The sequence below is a fragment of the Kitasatospora sp. NPDC047058 genome, from assembly GCF_040643935.1.
Classification (GTDB): domain Bacteria; phylum Actinomycetota; class Actinomycetes; order Streptomycetales; family Streptomycetaceae; genus Kitasatospora.
Genome location: NZ_JBEYVJ010000043.1, coordinates 1 through 18,315 on the forward strand (window position 1 = coordinate 1; position 18,315 = coordinate 18,315).

The 18,315-nt window shown below is 73.3% G+C and carries 16 protein-coding genes; 10 read left to right on the forward strand and 6 right to left on the reverse strand.

Annotated elements, in window-relative coordinates:
• Positions 1–119 precede the first annotated feature (119 nt).
• From ABZ885_RS09535 to ABZ885_RS09550, 4 genes are all read left to right on the forward strand, one after another.
• On the forward strand, positions 120–422 hold the full coding sequence (locus ABZ885_RS09535; protein ID WP_360185556.1) for a hypothetical protein: 303 nt from the start codon (positions 120–122) through the stop codon (positions 420–422).
• Between the two features lie 280 nt (positions 423–702).
• A complete protein-coding gene (locus ABZ885_RS09540; RefSeq protein ID WP_360185640.1) occupies positions 703–1,263 on the forward strand; it encodes a bacterial proteasome activator family protein in 561 nt (186 codons plus the stop codon).
• A 326-nt stretch (positions 1,264–1,589) separates the two neighbouring features.
• Positions 1,590–2,975: a protein kinase gene (locus tag ABZ885_RS09545; RefSeq protein WP_360185558.1), complete on the forward strand. Its 1,386-nt coding sequence runs from the start codon at positions 1,590–1,592 to the stop codon at positions 2,973–2,975.
• Between the two features lie 111 nt (positions 2,976–3,086).
• A complete protein-coding gene (locus ABZ885_RS09550; protein WP_360185561.1) occupies positions 3,087–4,820 on the forward strand; it encodes a protein kinase in 1,734 nt (577 codons plus the stop codon).
• Positions 4,821–4,829: 9 nt separating this feature from the next.
• Here ABZ885_RS09550 and ABZ885_RS09555 read toward each other — a convergent pair whose 3' ends face one another.
• Both ABZ885_RS09555 and ABZ885_RS09560 read right to left on the reverse strand, forming a co-directional pair.
• Positions 4,830–5,918 (reverse strand): phosphotransferase, encoded by a 1,089-nt coding sequence (locus ABZ885_RS09555; RefSeq protein WP_360185563.1) that lies wholly within the window; start codon positions 5,916–5,918, stop codon positions 4,830–4,832.
• Between the two features lie 91 nt (positions 5,919–6,009).
• Positions 6,010–6,669 carry a response regulator transcription factor gene (locus ABZ885_RS09560; protein WP_360185566.1) on the reverse strand — a complete coding sequence of 220 codons (660 nt, stop codon included), beginning with the start codon at positions 6,667–6,669 and terminating at the stop codon, positions 6,010–6,012.
• Between the two features lie 373 nt (positions 6,670–7,042).
• On the opposite strand from ABZ885_RS09560, the gene pdhA reads away from it, so the two are divergent.
• From pdhA to ABZ885_RS09575, 3 genes are read left to right on the forward strand one after another with little or no spacing between them, the layout of a single operon-like run.
• Positions 7,043–8,203: a pyruvate dehydrogenase (acetyl-transferring) E1 component subunit alpha gene (gene pdhA / locus ABZ885_RS09565; protein WP_360185569.1), complete on the forward strand. Its 1,161-nt coding sequence runs from the start codon at positions 7,043–7,045 to the stop codon at positions 8,201–8,203.
• Entirely contained in the window at positions 8,200–9,177 is a 978-nt protein-coding gene (locus tag ABZ885_RS09570; protein ID WP_360185643.1) for an alpha-ketoacid dehydrogenase subunit beta, read from the forward strand. The genes pdhA and ABZ885_RS09570 overlap by 4 nt, the downstream gene beginning before the upstream one ends.
• A 14-nt stretch (positions 9,178–9,191) precedes the next feature.
• Entirely contained in the window at positions 9,192–10,616 is a 1,425-nt protein-coding gene (locus ABZ885_RS09575; RefSeq protein ID WP_360185572.1) for a dihydrolipoamide acetyltransferase family protein, read from the forward strand.
• A 76-nt stretch (positions 10,617–10,692) separates the two neighbouring features.
• Here ABZ885_RS09575 and ABZ885_RS09580 read toward each other — a convergent pair whose 3' ends face one another.
• Positions 10,693–11,022 carry a hypothetical protein gene (locus tag ABZ885_RS09580; RefSeq protein ID WP_360185575.1) on the reverse strand — a complete coding sequence of 110 codons (330 nt, stop codon included), beginning with the start codon at positions 11,020–11,022 and terminating at the stop codon, positions 10,693–10,695.
• A 44-nt stretch (positions 11,023–11,066) separates the two neighbouring features.
• On the reverse strand, positions 11,067–12,032 hold the full coding sequence (locus tag ABZ885_RS09585) for a hypothetical protein (RefSeq protein ID WP_360185577.1): 966 nt from the start codon (positions 12,030–12,032) through the stop codon (positions 11,067–11,069).
• A gap of 221 nt (positions 12,033–12,253) precedes the next feature.
• Here ABZ885_RS09585 and ABZ885_RS09590 point away from each other — a divergent pair, with 221 nt between their 5' ends.
• The 3 genes from ABZ885_RS09590 to ABZ885_RS09600 all read left to right on the forward strand — a co-directional run bounded on the left by ABZ885_RS09590 (position 12,254) and on the right by ABZ885_RS09600 (position 16,343).
• A complete protein-coding gene (locus ABZ885_RS09590) occupies positions 12,254–13,486 on the forward strand; it encodes a benzoate/H(+) symporter BenE family transporter (protein WP_360185580.1) in 1,233 nt (410 codons plus the stop codon).
• A gap of 256 nt (positions 13,487–13,742) precedes the next feature.
• On the forward strand, positions 13,743–14,921 hold the full coding sequence (locus tag ABZ885_RS09595) for a M64 family metallopeptidase (protein WP_360185583.1): 1,179 nt from the start codon (positions 13,743–13,745) through the stop codon (positions 14,919–14,921).
• 72 nt (positions 14,922–14,993) lie between these two features.
• Positions 14,994–16,343 (forward strand): MFS transporter, encoded by a 1,350-nt coding sequence (locus tag ABZ885_RS09600; protein ID WP_360185586.1) that lies wholly within the window; start codon positions 14,994–14,996, stop codon positions 16,341–16,343.
• A 116-nt stretch (positions 16,344–16,459) separates the two neighbouring features.
• On the opposite strand, the gene ABZ885_RS09605 is transcribed toward ABZ885_RS09600, so the two are convergent.
• Both ABZ885_RS09605 and ABZ885_RS09610 read right to left on the reverse strand, forming a co-directional pair.
• Positions 16,460–17,290, reverse strand: a complete 831-nt coding sequence (locus ABZ885_RS09605; RefSeq protein WP_360185589.1) for a Bro-N domain-containing protein — start codon at positions 17,288–17,290, stop codon at positions 16,460–16,462.
• Between the two features lie 162 nt (positions 17,291–17,452).
• The gene (locus ABZ885_RS09610) at positions 17,453–18,274 is read right to left on the reverse strand and encodes a maleylpyruvate isomerase family mycothiol-dependent enzyme (RefSeq protein ID WP_360185592.1); all 822 of its coding nucleotides are present in this window, start codon (positions 18,272–18,274) and stop codon (positions 17,453–17,455) included.
• Positions 18,275–18,315: the final 41 nt, after the last annotated feature.

An 18,315-nucleotide genomic window follows, 5' to 3' on the forward strand; every position in this document is an offset into this window, starting at 1 on the left:
GACCCTGCGGGACGGCTTCACCCTCGGCCCGGGCGAGCCGGTGCAGGTGCTGTACGGCATGGGCGGAGTGGGCCGGGAACCGGCACCGGCCGGCCTCGGCGCCCGAGCGCACCGGGCCGGTGCCCGAGCGCGCGCCGGACCGGGCCCCCGGACGCGGGCCGTCGGCGTCCGGGCAGCCCGCCGGGGCGGACCGGTCCGCCCCGGGCACGGACCCGGCCGAGGCCACCGGCCCGGCCGACGACGCCGCCGCCGACAGCACGACGCTGGCGGCCGGGCCGGTCGAACAGGCCGTCGCGGTCCCCGCGATCGTGGTGCCCGCCCGCTGGGGCGACGCCTCCACGACCCAGCTGCCGCTGGGTGCCGGCCTCGGCCTGATCGGCTGCGGCCTGGGCCTGATCGGCCTGCGGCTGCGCAAGGGCTGAGCCCGGACGCCCCGCACCGCCGTCCCCGCCGCGGCCGCCGCGCCCCCGCCCGTCCTTCGCCGCCCGCCCCCACCCGTTCCCCGCCACGCCCCCGCGCGAACTGAGTATCCGTACGGATGCCGGGCCGCCGCGCGGGGGCGTAGCGTCGTGCGCGGTGGCGGGCGGAACCGGCCGACGGCGGTGCGGCCGGGGGCTTCCGTCCGACCAACCCCAGTGAGGGAGAATGTTGTTCATGACGAATCCGATGAACGAGCGCTCGCCGCAGGAGCTCTACCAGGCCATGAGCGGGCAGTCGCAGGACGGCCAGAAGGTGCTGATCGTCGGACCGGACGGGCTGCCGGTGGGCCAGGGTTTCGCCGGCTCCGCGGGGGACGACGACGCCGACGGGCCGCGTGAACTCCCGGTGACGGAGATGGTGGAGCAGCCCGCCAAGGTCATGCGGATCGGCAGCATGATCAAGCAGCTGCTGGAGGAGGTGCGGGCGGCCCCCCTCGACGAGGCCAGCCGCGCCCGGCTGAAGGACATCCACGCCAGTTCCATCAAGGAGCTGGAGCTCGGCCTGGCGCCCGAACTGGTCGCCGAGCTGGAGCGGTTGTCGCTGCCGTTCACCGAGGACTCGATCCCCACCGAGGCCGAGCTGCGGATCGCGCAGGCCCAGCTGGTCGGCTGGCTGGAGGGGCTGTTCCACGGCATCCAGACCGCGCTGTTCGCCCAGCAGATGGCGGCGCGCGCGCAGCTGGAGCAGATGCGCCGGGCGCTGCCGCCCGGTCTGCACGGCGGTGACCAGGAGGGCGAGGAGCCGGGCGAGGGCCGCGGGATCCGTTCCGGCCCGTACCTGTAACCGGGGCCGGCCCCGCCGCACCCGGGGCTGCGGCGGGCCGGGCTCCGGACCGGCCGCGGTGCGCGGTGTTCGGACGTACCGCCACGATCCGGCACCGGACGCACCACCGCACGCAGTACCGGAGGGTCGTCGGTCGCGGCTCGGACACAGTGTCGGCCCTGCGCCGATCAGTGTCGCCGTGAGCCGATACCCTGGGCCCCTGTCGCGGGCGGGCGAGCGCCGCGACAGGGGCGGGCCGGCCGAGGGTGCCGGGCCCGGACACGCACGGACGAGACCGAACGTCACGGTTGCGGCGGCACGGCCGCGCCGAGGGGGAGCAGAGGACCATGAGCGAGCACGGCAACGCGGTCGAGGGCCACTCCCTGGGCAACGGCAGGTACGTGCTGCAGCGGGTGCTCGGCGAGGGCGGCATGGCCTCCGTGCACCTCGCCTACGACAACGTGCTGGACCGCCAGGTCGCGCTGAAGAGCATGCACGCCGAGCTCGGCCGGGACGAGACCTTCAAGGAGCGGTTCCGCCGCGAGGCGCAGTCGGTGGCCCGGCTGGAGCACACCAACATCGTCACCGTGTACGACAGCGGCGAGGACATCGCCGCGGACGGCTCCAGCACGCCGTTCATCGTGATGCAGCTGGTCGACGGCAAGGGCCTGCGGGACGCCATCAACGAGGCGGTCGCGCAGTACGGCGCGATGCCGGTCGAGGAGGCGCTGCGGATCACCGTCGGCGTGCTGAACGCGCTGGAGGCCTCGCACGACCAGGGCCTGGTCCACCGTGACATCAAGCCCGGCAACGTCATGTTCGACCGCAAGGGCACCGTCAAGGTCATGGACTTCGGCATCGCCCGGGCGCTGGACTCCGGCGTCACGTCGATGACCCAGACCGGCATGGTGGTCGGCACCCCGCAGTACCTCTCGCCCGAGCAGGCGCTCGGCAAGCCGGTGGACGCCCGCTCCGACCTCTACTCGGTCGGCGTGATGCTCTTCGAGATGCTCACCGGCCAGCTGGTCTTCGACGGCGACTCGGCGTTCTCGATCGCCTACAAGCACGTCCAGGAGGAGCCGGCCGCGGCCTCCAGCATCAACCGGGCGGTCGGCCCGGCGGTGGACGCCTTCGTCGCCCAGGCCCTGCGCAAGGACCCGGCGCACCGGTTCCCGTCCGCGGCCGCGATGCGCGACGAGGCCGAGCGGCTGATCGCGGCGGAGAAGGGCGGCGGCGCCAGCCAGCTGCAGGCCAGCACGCCGCTGGTGATCACCGACGGGCCGCGCTCGGCGCACGCCGCGCCGCACACGCCGCAGCCCTTCCAGCAGCAGTTCCAGACGCCTCCGCCGGCGTTCCAGACGCCTCCGCCGGCGTTCCAGACGCCTCCGCCGGCCTTCCAGACGCCGCCCCCGGCGTTCCAGACGCCCCCGCCGGCCTTCCAGACGCCGCCGCCCTTCCCGCAGCAGGCGCACACCCCGCCGCCGCAGCCGATGCCGCAGCCGATGCCGCCGTTCCAGCCGGTGCCCGCGTCGAGCAGCAGCGGCGGCTGCTCGACGGCCCTGGTGATCGTCGGCATCATCATCGGCGTGATCGTGCTGGCGATCATCATCATCGCGATCGTGGTGACCAAGGCCGAGAAGACCACCAAGTCCGGCTCCACGACGTACGGGAGCTCGGGGGCGGCCACCGTCCTGTACCTGGACACCCCGGTCGACCGGAATGGCCTGCTCTGATGCGTTCCGCCCGGATCGGGCGTGCTACGGGGGACAGCCGGAGGCGGTAGCGTTCGGGGATACGAAGCGACAGGGCACCGCGATCCGAGCGAAGGCCCGGGGCGAGGAGCGATGGCACAGACGCAGCAGCCGGACGACGACGAGGGTGCCCGGGCGGCCGGTCCGGCCGGCGGGGCCCCCAGGACGCCCGACGCCGGTAGCGACAGCGCCGCCACCACCGCGCTCCCGCCGTACGGCGGCGGCCCGCAGACGCCGGGCCGGGGCACCGCCGCCCCGCTCGGCACGGTCGGGGACGGCCGCTACCGGCTGACCCACCGGCTCGGCCGCGGCGGCATGGCCGAGGTGTTCGCCGCCCAGGACATCCGGCTCGGCCGGACCGTCGCCGTCAAGCTGCTCCGCGGCGAGCTCGCCCAGGACGACATCGCCCGGCTGCGGTTCACCCGCGAGGCACACGCCGTCGCGGCGCTGAACCACCACTCGATCGTCTCGGTCTACGACACCGGCGAGGAGTACGTCGGCGACGAGTCGACGCCGTACATCGTCATGGAGCTGGTCGAGGGCCGGACCGTCCGCGAGCTGCTGGTGGACGAGGAGGCGCCGCCGGTCGACCAGGCGCTGATCATCATCGCCGGGGTGCTGGAGGCGCTCGCCTACAGCCACCGGCACGGCATCGTCCACCGCGACATCAAGCCCGCCAACGTCATCATCACCACCACCGGCGCGGTCAAGGTGATGGACTTCGGCATCGCCCGCGCGCTGACCGGCACCGCCAGCACCATGACCCAGACCGGCATGGTCATGGGCACCCCGCAGTACCTCTCGCCCGAGCAGGCCCTCGGCAAGCCGGTCGACCACCGCTCCGACCTGTACGCGGCCGGCTGCATGCTCTACGAACTGCTGACGCTGCGCCCGCCGTTCACCGGCGACACGCCGCTCTCGGTGGTCTACCAGCACGTGCAGGACATGCCGGTGCCGCCCTCGCAGGCCAACCCGCGGGTGCCGTCCGCGCTCGACCCGCTGGTGCTGCGCTCGCTGGCGAAGAACCCGGACGACCGCTTCCAGGACGCCGACGAGTTCCGCGCCCACCTCCAGCACGCGCTGCGCGAGATGCACGGTGCCGGCGGGGCCTGGGCGGCGGCGGCCGGGCTGGCGGCACTGGGCCACAGCGGCGCCAACCCGGTGATCGGCACGGACGAGACGGCCGTGCTCGGCAGCGGCGTCGGCGGTGCGAACGAAGCGACGACGATGCTCCCGTACCCGGGGCCCGACACCGCGCACACCCCGGCCTCGCCCTACTCGTCGGGCGGCGGGCCGTACGGCGGCGGGGGCGACGACGGTTCGGGCGGCGACGACGACGGCCACGGCCGCCGGCGCGGGCCGTGGGGCTGGGTGGCCGGGGTCGCGGCGGTGCTGGTCGCTTCGGGCGTCGGCATCGCGCTGGCGCTCAGCGGCGGCGGTGGCGGTGGCGGGAACAGCCACAACCCGACGCCGACCACCTCGGTCGCGACGCCGGCCGCCACGGAGACCGCCGCGCCGACCACCGGCCCGACCTCGACCACGGCACCGACGACGCAGGCCACCACGCGGAAGCCGACCCAGCAGACCGACAACAACAACCAGAGCCCCGCGGCCAGCCAGCCGTCCGGCAAGCACACGCCGATGCCGACCATGTCGGCCACCGGCACCAAGTCGGCGACGGCGACCGGTTCGGCGACCGGTACGCCGACCTCGACCGGCACCCCGACGGGCGGGGCGACCGGCACGCCGACCGGCGGGACCGGTCAGACCGGGACGCAGCCGCCGCCGTCGAAGCCGGCCACCCCGACCGTCCCGGCCGTTCCCTGACCGCCCGGGTCAGTTGGCGAAGGCGTCCAGGACCTGCTCGTACTCCTGGCACCACCACGCCAACTGGCCCGCCGAGGCGGGGTAGAGCGGGTCGGCCCGGTGGTCGGCCCGCTGGTAGCGCCACTGGAGCATCCAGAAGTCGTTGAGCCGCTCCCACCAGACCCGGTGCACGGCGGCCGCCAGGTGCTCCGCCGTGGCGGCCCCGGTGGCCCGGTAGGCCTGGGAGTAGTGCCGGACCCGGACCAGGTCGAGCACGCCCGTCGTCCGGTCGTTGAAGACCAGGGTGGCGGCCCGGACGGCCTCCTCGGCGCGCGGCTGCCGCCCCAGCTTGTCCCAGTCCAGGACGGCCGAGATCCGGCCGTCCCGGTGCAGCAGGTTGAGCCCGTGGAAGTCGCCGTGCGTCCAGCCGGTGGGCGGGGCGGCCTGGGGCGCGGGGCGCCGGTGGGCGTACTCGGCGAGCAGGTCCAGCCGCTCGGTGAGGCGCTGCTCGGCGAGTTCGTCCAACGCGCCGTGCGGGCGGTGTTTCCGGGCCCGCAGCCGGAGGTCGCGGGCGAGGGCGGCACTGTCCAGCGGGTCGGCGGTGCCGTAGCCGGCGGGTTGTGCGACCGGGGCGCAGACGTCGTCCAGCGCGCCGTGCAGCCGGCCGAGCAGCGCGCCGAGCACGTCGCACTGCGGCAGGGGCAGCTCGGTGCCGTGCTGGTGTCGGCCATCCACCCAGGGGAAGAGCGCGAACAGCCGGCCGCCGAACGCGGCCACCGTGCCGGACGGCCCGGCGCCGTCCAGCGGGGGTGCGACCGGCAGGCCGAGGGCGTTCAGCGAGGCCATCGTGCGGTGGTGGTCGGAGATCGCGGTGCGGTTGGCGGTGGCGGCGTCGACGTAGCACTTCAGGAAGTACGTACCGGCCTCGGTGCGGACCCGGTAGCCCCGGTTCAGCAGGCCCTCGGCGACGGGTTCGGCGGCCAGCAGCCGGCCGACCCGGTAGCGGCGCAGGACCTCGGTCAGGGCGGCGTGCGGGACGGGCGGGCTGAGGGTCCCCATCGGGGGTGCGGAGAGGTCGGGGCGGGCCGGGGCACAGGCGAGGGTCTGGCTGAAAGTCACAGCCTGAGGGTAGGGCCCCACGGCGGGGGCCCTTGACAAACCGTCAGTTGTATGTATGCGACAGGGTGTACGGGGTGCCGACCGGTCGTGATCAGTGCTGCTGGTCGGCCTGGTGGCGGGCCACGAAGGCGGCGGCCTGGGTGCGCCGCTCCATGCCCATCTTGGCGAGCAGGCTGGAGACGTAGTTCTTCACCGTCTTCTCCGCGAGGTGCAGCTCGTTGCCGATCTGACGGTTGGTCATCCCCTCGCCGATCAGGTCGAGGATGCGCCGCTCCTGCTTGGTGAGCTGGGCCAGCCGCTCGTCCTCCTTCTCGCCGCCGTTGCGCAGCCGGGCCAGCACCCGGCTGGTCGCGACCGGGTCGAGCAGCGACCGGCCGGCCGCGACGTCCCGGACGGCGGTGATCAGGTCGGAGCCGCGGATCGCCTTCAGCACGTAGCCGGAGGCGCCCGCCATGATCGAGTCGAACAGCGCCTCGTCGTCCGAGAACGAGGTCAGCATCAGGCACTTGATCTCCGGCAGCCGGGAGCGGATCTCCCGGCACACCTCGACGCCGTTCCCGTCCGGCAGCCGCACGTCGAGCACGGCGACGTCGGGGTGGACGGCCGGGATCCGGGTGAGCGCCTCGGCGGCGGTGCCGGCCTCGCCGACCACGTCGATGTCGTCCTCGACCGAGAGCAGATCGTGCACGCCCCGCCGGACCACCTCGTGGTCGTCGAGGAGGAATACCCTGATTTGTCCGTTATCAGTCACCCACAAAGCCTCCCATATCACCCTACGAAAGACCTATCGCCCGCACCGGACCGGGATCGCTATCCGGCCAGAGCAGTCCAAACCGATGCCCGTAACCCCCTTACGCAGAGGGCTCCGCCCGGATAACGTGCGCAGGTGTCCTGAAGGCGACCGAATTGAGAGCTGCGCCACACCCGCAGCTGGAGGAACCCAACAAGTAGGACGTCCTAGCGCAAGGGCGCCAAGGGCTGCCGCTGGGTAACGTTCTCGTGAGGGACGCCGTCGGAAAAGGATCACCACCTGCCCCGCAGTAGGTGCGCACACCCACGCGCGCCCCGCGAGGCGGTGACCGGACCGGTCACCGGCGACCCCGGGCGGCCGGACAGACCGAGGAGTGAACGTGACCGTCAAAAGCACGGCGAGGGCCCGCAAGAAGGCGGCCCCCGGCGTCCCTGACACCCTCCGCGCCACGGGTACGGACGCCCAGCCGGAGCTCGTACAGCTGCTCACCCCGGAAGGCGAGCGGGTCGAGCACCCGGACTACCCGCTCACCACCACTCCGGACGAGCTGCGCGCCCTCTACCGCGACCTGGTGCTGGTGCGCCGGTTCGACGCCGAGGCGACCGCGCTGCAGCGCCAGGGCGAGCTGGGCCTGTGGGCCTCGCTGCTCGGCCAGGAGGCCGCGCAGGTCGGTTCCGGGCGCGCCATGCGCACCGGCGACTACGCCTTCCCGACCTATCGCGAGCACGGTGTGGCCTGGTGCCGCGACGTCGATCCGCTGAACCTGCTCGGGATGTTCCGCGGCGTGAACCACGGCGGCTGGGACCCGAACGAGAAGAACTTCCACCTCTACACCATCGTGATCGGCTCGCAGACCCTGCACGCCACCGGTTACGCGATGGGCATCACCAAGGACGGCGCGGACGACGCGGTGATCGCCTACTTCGGCGACGGCGCCTCCAGCCAGGGCGACGTCAACGAGGCCTTCACCTTCGCCTCGGTCTACAACGCCCCGGTGGTCTTCTTCTGCCAGAACAACCAGTGGGCGATCTCCGAGCCCACCACCAACCAGACCAAGATCCCGCTGTACCGCCGCGCCTCCGGCTTCGGCTTCCCGGGCGTCCGGGTCGACGGCAACGACGTGCTGGCCTGCCTGGCCGTCACCCGCTGGGCGCTCGACCACGCCCGCACCGGCAACGGCCCGGTGCTGATCGAGGCGTTCACCTACCGGATGGGTGCGCACACCACCTCCGACGACCCGACCCGCTACCGGCAGGCCGAGGAGACCGAGGCCTGGAAGGCCAAGGACCCGATCGCCCGCCTCAAGGCCCACCTGGAGAAGGAGGGCCTCGCGGACGAGGAGTTCTTCGCCTCGGTCGACGCCGAGAGCGAGCAGCTCGGGCTGCGGGTCCGCGAGGGCGTGCGCAGCATGCCGGACCCGGACCCGACCCTGATCTTCGACCACGTCTACGCGGAGCCGCACGCGCTGGTCGATGAGGAACGGGCCGAGTACGTCGAGTACGCGGCCTCCTTCGAGGCGGGGGAGAACCTCTGATGGCCGGTCAGCTCAGCATCGCGAAGGCGCTCAACGAGGCGCTGCGCAAGTCGCTGGAGAGCGACCCGAAGACCGTCCTGATGGGCGAGGACATCGGCAAGCTCGGTGGCGTCTTCCGGATCACCGACGGGCTCCAGAAGGACTTCGGCGAGGACCGGGTGATCGACACCCCGCTCGCCGAGTCCGGCATCATGGGCACCGCGATCGGCCTCGCGCTGCGCGGCTACCGCCCGGTGGTCGAGATCCAGTTCGACGGCTTCGTCTACCCGGCCTTCGACCAGATCGTCACCCAGCTGGCGAAGATGCACGCCCGTGCGCTCGGCCACGTGAAGCTGCCGATCACCGTCCGCATCCCCTACGGCGGCGGCATCGGCGCGGTGGAGCACCACAGCGAGTCGCACGAGGCGTACTTCGCGCACACCGCCGGCCTGCGGGTGGTCACCCCCTCCAGCGCGCACGACGCGCACTGGATGCTCCGCCAGTCCATCGAGTCGGACGACCCGGTGATCTTCCTGGAGCCCAAGCGCCGCTACTGGGACAAGGGCGAGGTCGGCGACGACCCGATGTTCCCGCTGCACTCGGCCCGGGTGGTCCGCCCGGGCACCGACGCGACGCTGATCGCGTACGGCCCGATGGTCAAGGTCTGCCAGGAGGCCGCCGCGGTCGCCGAGGAGGACGGCCGCCGGCTGGAGGTCGTGGACCTGCGCTCGCTCTCCCCGGTCGACTTCGCGACCCTGGAGGAGTCGGTCAAGCGGACCGGCCGCGGCATCGTGGTGCACGAGGCGCCGGTCTTCATGGGCATGGGCGCCGAGCTGGCCGCCCGGCTGACCGAGCGGTGCTTCTACCACCTGGAGGCGCCGGTCCTGCGGGTCGGCGGCTACTACGCGCCGTACCCGCCGTCCCGGGTCGAGGAAGCCTTCCTGCCGGACCTGGACCGCGTGCTCGACGCCGTCGACCGCGCGCTCGCGTACTGAACCGGGGAGCGAAGATGACCACCGAAGTTCGCTCGCTCCGCGAGTTCAAGATGCCCGACGTGGGCGAGGGCCTCACCGAGGCCGAGATCCTCAGCTGGTACGTGAAGCCCGGCGACACCGTGACGGACGGCCAGGTCGTCTGCGAGGTGGAGACCGCCAAGGCCGCCGTGGAGCTGCCGATCCCGTTCAACGGGGTGGTCGAGCAGCTGTTCTTCCCGGAGGGCGCGACGGTCGACGTCGGCACCGTGATCATCTCGGTCGCGGTGGCGGGCGCCGCCCCCGCCGCGGCCCCGGCCGCCCCGGCGGCCGCCCCCGCGAAGGCCGAGCCGGCCGAGCCGGCCGAGCCGGAGCGGCGCGAGGTGCTGGTCGGCTACGGTCCGCGGACCGGCGGCAGCCAGCGCCGGGCCCGCCGGACGACCACCACCACGGTGGCCGCCAAGGCCCCCGCGGCGCCGGTCGCCCCGGTGCCGGCTCCGGCGCCCGCGCCGGTGGTGCCCGCACAGCCCTCCGGTGACCGGCCGTTGGCCAAGCCGCCGGTGCGCAAGCTGGCCAAGGACCTCGGCGTCGACCTGCGGGCCGTCACCCCGACCGGTCCGGACGGCGTGATCACCCGCGAGGACGTGCACGCGCACGCCTCGGCGGCGGCCGCGGTGGCCCAGGCCCCGGTGGCCGAGCCGGCCGGGGCGCCCGCCGTCGTTCCCGCCGTGCTGCCCGCCGCCGTGCCGGTCGCGGCCACGGGTGACGTCCGGGTGCCGGTCAAGGGCGTCCGCAAGGCGACCGCGCAGGCGATGGTGGCCTCGGCCTTCACCGCCCCGCACGTCACCGAGTTCGTCCAGGTCGACGTCACCCGCACGATGAAGTTCGTCCGCCGGCTCAAGGAGAGCGGCGAGCTGGGCCGGGACGTCCGGGTCAGCCCGCTGCTGCTGGTCGCCAAGGCGCTGCTCACCGCGATCAAGCGGCACCCCGAGATCAACGCGCAGTGGGACGAGGCGGCCCAGGAGATCGTCATCAAGGGCCAGGTGAACCTCGGCATCGCCGCGGCCACCCCGCGCGGCCTGATCGTCCCCAACATCAAGGACGCGGGCGGCAAGACCCTCTCGGGCCTGGCGGCGGCGCTCGGCGAGCTGATCGACACCGCCCGCCAGGGCAAGACCTCGCCGAACGACATGCAGGGCGGCACGGTCACCATCACCAACGTCGGCGTCTTCGGCGTCGACACCGGCACCCCGATCCTCAACCCGGGCGAGGCCGCGATCCTCGCCTTCGGCGCGGTCCGGGAACTGCCGTGGGTGCACAAGGGCAAGGTGGTCCCGCGTCAGGTGACCACGCTGGCGCTCTCCTTCGACCACCGCCTGGTGGACGGGGAGCTGGGCTCCAAGGTGCTGGCCGACGTGGCCGCGCTGCTGGAGCAGCCGAAGCGCCTGATCACCTGGGGCTGACGACCCGGGAACGGTGAAGGGGCCCTCCTCCGCGCGATGGTGCGGAGGAGGGCCCCTTCCCGTGCCCGCGTGCCGGTCAGCGCTGGGGTCGCAGCCGGCGCACGGCGAACCGGGTGCCCGCGCCGACCGCGATCAGGGCGGCGCCGCCGGCGGCGGTCAGCCACCCGGCCTCGGTGCCGGGCCCGGCCAGCTCGGGCATTCCCGTGGTCGTCCCGGCGTCGGCCGACGGGGCGGCGGAGGCCCCGGAGCGGGCGGTCCCGGCCGACGCCGGCGCGCCGTCCGGAGCCCCGGAGGCCCAGGCGGTGCCGGTGGCGAGGGTGGCGAGGGTGGTGAGGGTGGCGAGGCGGTGACGGCCGGAGAACGGGCGGACGTTCTTCGCGGATGCGGTGATAACGGACTTGCGCATGACGTGTCCCCCCGGGGCCATGGTGGTGCGGGTGTGTGTGCCGGTCAGCGCCGGGGCCGCAGCCGGCGCACGGCGATCAGGACGCCGGCGCCGAGGGCGACGAAGACGGCGGCGGAAGCGGCGAGGAAGGTGTTGCGCTCGGAGGAGCCGGTCTGGGCCAGCTCGGGGGTGCCCGCGGGCGCGGTGGTGGCCGGCGCGGTGGTGGGGGTGCTCTTCGGGGCCGTGGTCGCGGTGGTGTCGGCGGCCGGCTCGGCGGCGGGGCCCGGCTTGGCCGAGGGCTTGGCGGTGGCGGCGGGCTTGTCGGTCGGCTTAGCGGCCGTGGCGGGCTTCGAGGGGGCGGGCTTGGGGGTGGCCGGCTTGGCCGGGGCGGAGGGGTGCACCACCTTGAAGGTGTGGGTGCCGCCCTGCACCAGCGGGTAGCCGTCGGCCTTCCCGCCGACGTAGATCTCGAGGTCGTCGAGGTCGGCCGAGGCGTTCGTGCGGACGGAGACGCGGAACATGAAGTGGGCGGCCCGCCCGTCGCTGAGGCTCTTCTCCTTCTCGCCGGTGGTGTCCGCGAAGATCGTCGGGTCGCAGCCGTGGTGGAGGGCCAGGGTCTTCCAGCCGCCGGGCGTGGCCTCCTCGACCGTGAAGTCCTCGAGCCGGTTGGCGCCCTTCTTGTTGTACAGATGGATCGTGGCGGAGACGTTCTCGTACGGCGCTCCGGTGAAGTTGGTGACGCCGACGCCGATCTCGACCTTCGCGCCGCCGGCCGTGATGGTCTGCCCGTCCGGGGTCATGTGGAACCCGGCCTGGAGCTCGCCCTTGTGCGCGGAGGCCGGGGTGACCGGCTTGGCCTCGGTGGTGGTCCTCGTCTTCGGGCCGTCGCCGCAGGCGGCCCAGGCGGTGTCCGTGGTGAGGAGTTGGACGCCGCCGGCGAGGACGACGCCGGCGGCGACGGCGGCGAGGCGGCGGCGGGCGGAGAGCGGGCGGACGTTCTTCGCAGAAGCGGTGATAACGGACTTGCGCATGACGTGTCTCCCCGGGGTCATGGTGGTGCGGGTGTGTGTGGTGAAGGTGACCGGCACCGCTCCTGTCGAGCGGAAGCGCCCCCCGGCTCGCCGGTCTCGCTCTCCGTTGCCCTTCACCCGTACAGACGCGCATCCCCGCCGGGGGTTGCAGGTGGATTCAAAAGTTTTTCCGGGATCTTTCGAGCCGCCTGCCGAGGGGGTGTCTCCGCGATACTGCCGGGATGGCAGAGGAGCTGATAACCCGTTCGGCCGACCGTCGTACCGACCCCGGGGAGCGCCGCTCGCTGCGCCGGGACGCGTCCCTCCCGGCGCTGCTGGCCGGGCTGGTGTGCATCGTGGTGTCGTTCTCGGGACCGCTGGTGGTCGTGCTGGCGGCGGCCGCCGCCGGACGGCTGGACGAGGCGCAGACCGCCTCCTGGATCTGGGCGGTGGCGATCGGCAGCGGGCTGACCTGCCTGCTGCTCAGCTGGTGGACCAGGACGCCGGTGATCACCGCCTGGTCCACCCCGGGGGCCGCGCTGCTGGTGACCAGCCTCGGCGCGTACCCGTACCGGGAGGCGGTCGGCGCCTTCCTGGTGAGCGCGGTCGTCGTGGCGCTGTTCGGGGTGACCGGGCTGTTCGGGCGCCTGATCGCGGCGGTCCCGGCCGGGATCGTCAACGCGATGCTGGCGGGCATCCTGTTCTCCTTCGGCGCCGGGATCTTCGGCGCCGTGAAGGGCGCGCCCGTCCTGGTGCTCGGCAGCTTCGCGGCCTTCCTGCTCGCCAAGCGGCTGGCGCCGCGGTACGCCGTGCCGGCCGCGCTGGTGGCCGGCGGGGTCCTGGCGGCCGTCACCGTCGGGCTGCCGCTGCACCTCGGCGCGGGCGGTCCGACCCGGCCGGTGCTGACCGTGCCCGCGTTCTCCTGGCCCGCCGCGGTGGGGCTGGCGCTGCCGCTCACCATCGTCGCGCTGGCCTCGCAGAACGCGCCGGGCCTGGGCGTGATGCGGGCCTTCGGCTACCGGCCGGACGACCGGCTGCTGATCGGGGCCACCGGCGGGCTCTCCGTCCTGCTGGCGCCGTTCGGCTCGCCGGGCGTCAACCTGGCGGCGATCACCGCGGCCATCTGCGCCGGCCCGGAGAGCCATCCGGACCCGCGCCGTCGTTATGTCGCCGGGATGTCGGCCGGCGCGCTCTATCTTCTGGTGGGCAGCTTCGGCGGCGTGCTGGTCAGCCTCTTCACCGGCCTGCCGAAGGAGCTGATCGCGGTGATCGCCGGGGTCGCGCTGCTGGCCTCGCTGCAGGGCAGCCTGGCCGCGGCGGTGGCCGAGGAGCGCGGCCGGGACGCGGCGGTGGTGACCTTCCTGGCCACGGCGTCCGGTATGAGTCTGTACGGCATCGGCTCGGCGTTCTGGGGCCTGCTGTTCGGCCTGGCCGTCCACCTGGTGCTCGACGTGCGGCCGGGCCGGAAGGGCTGAGGCGGACGGCCGGAGGCGGTCACGGTCGGTGAGGAACGACCACCTGGTCGGACTCATCGGTACGACCGGGATGATCCGGGTCGTTCGCCCAGGTCGGTGACATTTTCGCCGGACAGGATGGGGAGACACGCCCGGCCGGGTACGGCTACCCGTCCACCACCCGGGCGACGCCGGGTGACCGGATCCCCGAGGACGCACCCGTATGCCGCCTGGCAACCCTGGCCGTCTCGTCCGGAGTCTGGCCGCGCTCGTGCTGGTGTCCACCGCCGTACTGCCCGCCGCCCTGGAGCTGGCCGGCCCCTCGCCGTTCGGCGTCATCGGGCCCGGTGCGCCCGCCGACCGGGCGGTGCCGCCGCACAGCGTGCAGCGGGCCGACCTGCGCGCGGCCGCCACCGCCCCGACCGTCGACATAAGGCGCACCGGGGACCCCGCCAACCGGATCACCCTGGTCCTGCTCGGCGACGGCTACACCGCCGACGAGCAGGACCTCTTCCGCCAGGAGGCCGACCGGGCCTGGCGGGCGCTGATGGAGATCGAGCCGTTCCGCAGCTACCAGGGCTTCTTCAACATAAGGCGGGTCGAGGTGGTCTCCCCGGTCTCCGGCATCGCCGAGACCGAGAGCCGCGGCCGCAACCCCGGCACCCCGCTCGGCATGCACTTCTGGTGCGAGGGCACCGCCCGGCTGCTCTGCGCCGACGAGGCCGCCACCGCCCGCTACGCCGGGGACGACGACGGCCCGCAGTACCTGATCGCGCTGGCCAACTCCAGCGAGTACGGCGGCGCCGGCGGCACCGGCGTGACCACGCTGGCCGGCGGCAGCTCGGACGCCGGGCGGATCATCCAGCACGAGATAGGGCACACCGTCGGCGACCTCGGCGACGAGTACGACAGCGCGCCGGACGACGCCGACTACCCGAACCTCTCCGCCGACAACGCGGACGAGATGCGTCGCAAGCAGTCCAAGTGGTGGCGGTGGCTGGGCGCGGAGTCCCCGGACGGGGCCGGGACGGTCGGGGCGTACCGGAGCGCCAACGGGATCTACCGGCCGACCCCGGACTCGGTGATGCGCACCCTCGGCGGGGCGTACAACCTGCCCTCGCGGGAGGCGATCATCGAGGCGATCTACCGCCGGATCCGGCCCACCGACGCGCCGGTGCCCGCGCCGGGCGAGGTGGCCGGCCGGCCGCGGTTGGAGGTCCGCCCGCTGCCGCTGGCCGGTGCCCGGCAGCTCCAGGTCGACTGGACGGTGGACGGCGCTCCGGTGGAGCCGCAGGCGGCGGACCGCAGTTGGTTCGACACCGCCCAGCTCAACCTGGTCCCCGGCCACAGCAGCACCGTCACGGCCACCGTCCGGGACACCACCGACTGGGTGCGGGACGAGCCCTTCCGCGACCGGTTCATGACCAGGTCGGTGTCCTGGACGGTGACCGGCTGAGGTGGTTCGTGTCCGCACCCCGCCACCCCCGGGCTGGGCGTCCAATGATGGGATGACTAATCTGGGGGCACTATGCCCGTGGAGCCCGCCCGTTCAGCCCGCCCCCAGTCCGTCGCCGCTCCCCGTTCCACCACGCCCGCGCCCCCGGCCGGCACCGTCGCGCCGCCGCCCGGCGGGCGTGCCGCGTGGCTGGCGTGGGCCATCGGCGCCGGCGTCTACGTGCTCGCCGTCATCCACCGCACCAGCCTCGGCGTGGCCGGCCTGGACGCCGCCGACCGCTTCGGCATCGGCGCGTCGGCGCTCTCCACCTTCTCCATCCTCCAGGTGCTGGTCTACGCGGCCATGCAGATACCCGTCGGCCTGCTGGTCGACCGGTTCGGCCCGCGCCGGGTGCTGCTGCTCGGCGTCGTGCTGCTCAGCACCGGGCAGCTCGCGTTCGCCTTCTCCTCCGCGTTCGTCCCCGCGCTGGCCTCCCGGGCGGTGCTGGGCTGCGGCGACGCGATGACCTTCATCAGCGTGCTGCGGATCGCCGCGCGCTGGTTCCCGGCCGCGAAGAACCCGTTCGTCGCCCAGCTCACCGGCCTCGCCGGCATGGGCGGCAACCTGGTCACCACCGTCGTCCTCGCCCAGGCGCTGCACAGCGAGGGGTGGACGCCCACCTTCACCGCGACCGCGCTGCTCGGCGTCGCCGTCTTCGCGCTCGTCGCGCTCTTCCTCCGGGAGGCCCCGCCCGGCCCGCCGGTGACCGCCGTCGCGTCCCCGGCCGCGCCCCGGCCCGCCGTCGGCCGGCAGGTCCGGCTCGCCTGGCGCGAGCCCGGCACCAGGCTCGGGCTCTGGGTGCACTTCACCACGCAGTTCCCCGGCAACGCCTTCGGCCTGCTCTGGGGCCTGCCCTACCTGGTCGAGGGCCAGGGCATGTCACGGGCCCAGGCCGGCGGGCTGCTCACGCTGCTGGTGCTCGCCAACATGACCTTCGGCTTCGCCTTCGGCCGGGTGCTCTCCCGCACCGCCCGGGCCCGGATGCCGATCGTGCTCGCCGTGATCGCCACCACCGCGGCCGGCTGGGCCCTGGTACTGGCCTGGCCGGGCGGGCGGCCGCCGCTCTGGCTGCTGGTCGCGGTCATCCTGGTGATGGGCAGCAACGGCCCGGCCTCGCTGGTCGGCCTGGACTACGCCCGCGCCCGCAACCCGGTCGAGCGGCTCGGCACCGCCTCCGGCATCGTCAACATGGGCGGCTTCATCGGCACGATGATCACGCTCTTCGGGATCGGCCTCCTGCTCGACCTGCTCACCCCGGAGGGCACCGGCACGTACTCGGCCGATGCCTTCCGCTGGGCCTTCTGCTGGCAGTACGTGCCGCTGGCGGTGGGCACGCTGATGATCCTGCGCCTGCGGAAGAAGGTCGCGTCGGCGAGGGCGTAGTCATTCCGTAGGGTTTCCGACCTGCGGAAACGCGACTAACCTAACTTTCGGGAAGGGTAGTCCCCCGCTATGCCTCACTTGAAGTGAGGCATACGACGCTCGAAGCCCTCGCCGGATCAGCCCCCGTACGCGCGCATCAGCTCGGCGATCTGCGGAGGTGTCCCGAAGATCCGGGCGCCGTGCAGGTCCACGTACATGGGGCCGTCGTCGGGGGGCGGCACCGGCCCGGTCGCGGTACTCGCCCGTGCCGCCCGCCGCAGGCGGATCAGGTCGACCAGTTTCAGCTTCGGGCAGCCCGCGACCACACGGCTGCCCCGGATGCCGACCCGCTCCACCGCCTGGCAGGAGTAGTAGCCGCCGAACGGCGGCCCGCTGTCCTCCTCCCGGCGCGGGACGTGGAAGACCATCTCGCCGTGCCGGCAGTGCACCGTCCCGTCCGAGTGGACGGTCACCCCCGGCCAGTCCTCGTGATCGATCTCCGCGACGATCTGCACCTGTTGCCCGATCGCCTCGGCCAGGGTCTCCGCCATCCGCCGTTGCTGGGTCGGACCGTCGGTGTCCCCCCGGCGGACGGAGGGGAGAAGTTCACGGGTGACCCACTCCTGGAAGGGGTGGGCATTGGGCTTCTTCGACCTCATGACGAGCAGGTAGAGCCCTGCTTCACTCACCAGGTTCAGGAATGGATTTCCGCGGACGGGTCCATTCCCACCTGCGGAAACGCGGTATGCCTCACTTGAAGTGAGGCATACCGAGCGCATATCCACGGTCCTCGTGTCCTCGGGTGACACGATCTTGCTGGCCCAGCTCGGATTGCTGCGGTCCAGCACCGCGCACACGTCCGTTGTCGCGAACCACGGCTCGCCGTCGATCATCACGACCCTGATCGGCTGCCCCGTGACCGGGAAGCTCGACCGCACCAGCACCATCTGGTCCTGTTCGTCGTCCATCGGGACGCCCCTCCTTCTTCCGGGTGACAGCCGGACTGCCCGGAACAACGAGGTCGAACGGGTGAGGTGCTGGTGCCAAGCTGACGCACGGGAGCACGAACGTCCCACCCGGCGTGCGGTGGTGTGTGTACGCCGGGTGGGTGACCGCTGCGGCCGCCGTGGCTACAGGGTGACGGCGAAGTTGGCCAGGACGCGGGCGGCCAGCTCCCGGTCGCCCTCGACGGCGACCGGGCCGGGGCGGCCGCGGCCGCAGGCGAGCCGGAGGTAGGTCTCCCAGTCCATGGTGAGCTGGACGTCGGGGGCGAGGCTGATCGACTCGTCGACGGTGCCGCGGCCCCCGGTGTCGACCCGGACGGTGCGCAGGAACTCGACCGGGCCGGTGACGTCGACGACCAGGGCCGTCCCGGCCGGCGCGCCGGCCTGGTGGGCGACCGCCTTGGGCAGCAGCTCCAGCAGGACGTCCCGGGAGACCAGGGCGCCCGGGGCGTCGAGGTTGCCGGGCACGTCGAGCGCGCGCCGCAGGTCCTGCTCGTGCACCCAGACGTCGAAGGCCCGGCGGCGCAGCAGCTCGTGGTACGGCACGTCGCGGCTGTGCGGTCCGGCGGGCCAGCGGACCGACTCGTCCGGGGTCTGCCTGGCGTTCCGCAGCGCGCGCGAGCGGCGGATGATCGTGTACTCCAGCTCGCCGGTCAGCTCGACCGAGGTGTGGCACCGGCGCTTGTCGACGGGCAGCTCGATGTAGCGGGCGAACTCGGTGGTGACGTGCCGCAGGTCCCGGGGGAGGGAGTGGATCGGGCGCGGGTCGCCGAGCAGCTCGGACTCGATGGCGATGACGTGCGAGACGACGTCCCGCACCGACCAGCCGGGGCACTCGGTGGCCCGGTTCCAGGAGTCCTCCGGGAGAGGGGTGACCAGCTCCGATATCGATTCGATGGACTGCGTCCACGCATCGGTGTAAGCCTGCACGGTCTGGTTGTCCGTCACGGGAATCTCCGGCCCTCCGTCAGCTGCCTTGCCTCGCGCGC

Excerpts from the sequence above, each read along its gene's own strand:
- ABZ885_RS09540 (WP_360185640.1), top strand. The coding sequence starts at position 703 with ATGAGCGGGCAGTCGCAGGACGGCCAGAAGGTGCTGATCGTCGGACCG.
- ABZ885_RS09575 (WP_360185572.1), top strand. The coding sequence starts at position 9,192 with ATGACCACCGAAGTTCGCTCGCTCCGCGAGTTCAAGATGCCCGACGTG.
- ABZ885_RS09600 (WP_360185586.1), top strand. The coding sequence starts at position 14,994 with ATGCCCGTGGAGCCCGCCCGTTCAGCCCGCCCCCAGTCCGTCGCCGCT.
- ABZ885_RS09580 (WP_360185575.1), bottom strand. The coding sequence starts at position 11,022 with ATGCGCAAGTCCGTTATCACCGCATCCGCGAAGAACGTCCGCCCGTTC.
- ABZ885_RS09550 (WP_360185561.1), top strand. The coding sequence starts at position 3,087 with ATGGCACAGACGCAGCAGCCGGACGACGACGAGGGTGCCCGGGCGGCC.
- ABZ885_RS09545 (WP_360185558.1), top strand. The coding sequence starts at position 1,590 with ATGAGCGAGCACGGCAACGCGGTCGAGGGCCACTCCCTGGGCAACGGC.
- ABZ885_RS09585 (WP_360185577.1), bottom strand. The coding sequence starts at position 12,032 with ATGCGCAAGTCCGTTATCACCGCTTCTGCGAAGAACGTCCGCCCGCTC.
- ABZ885_RS09590 (WP_360185580.1), top strand. The coding sequence starts at position 12,254 with ATGGCAGAGGAGCTGATAACCCGTTCGGCCGACCGTCGTACCGACCCC.
- ABZ885_RS09605 (WP_360185589.1), bottom strand. The coding sequence starts at position 17,290 with ATGGACGACGAACAGGACCAGATGGTGCTGGTGCGGTCGAGCTTCCCG.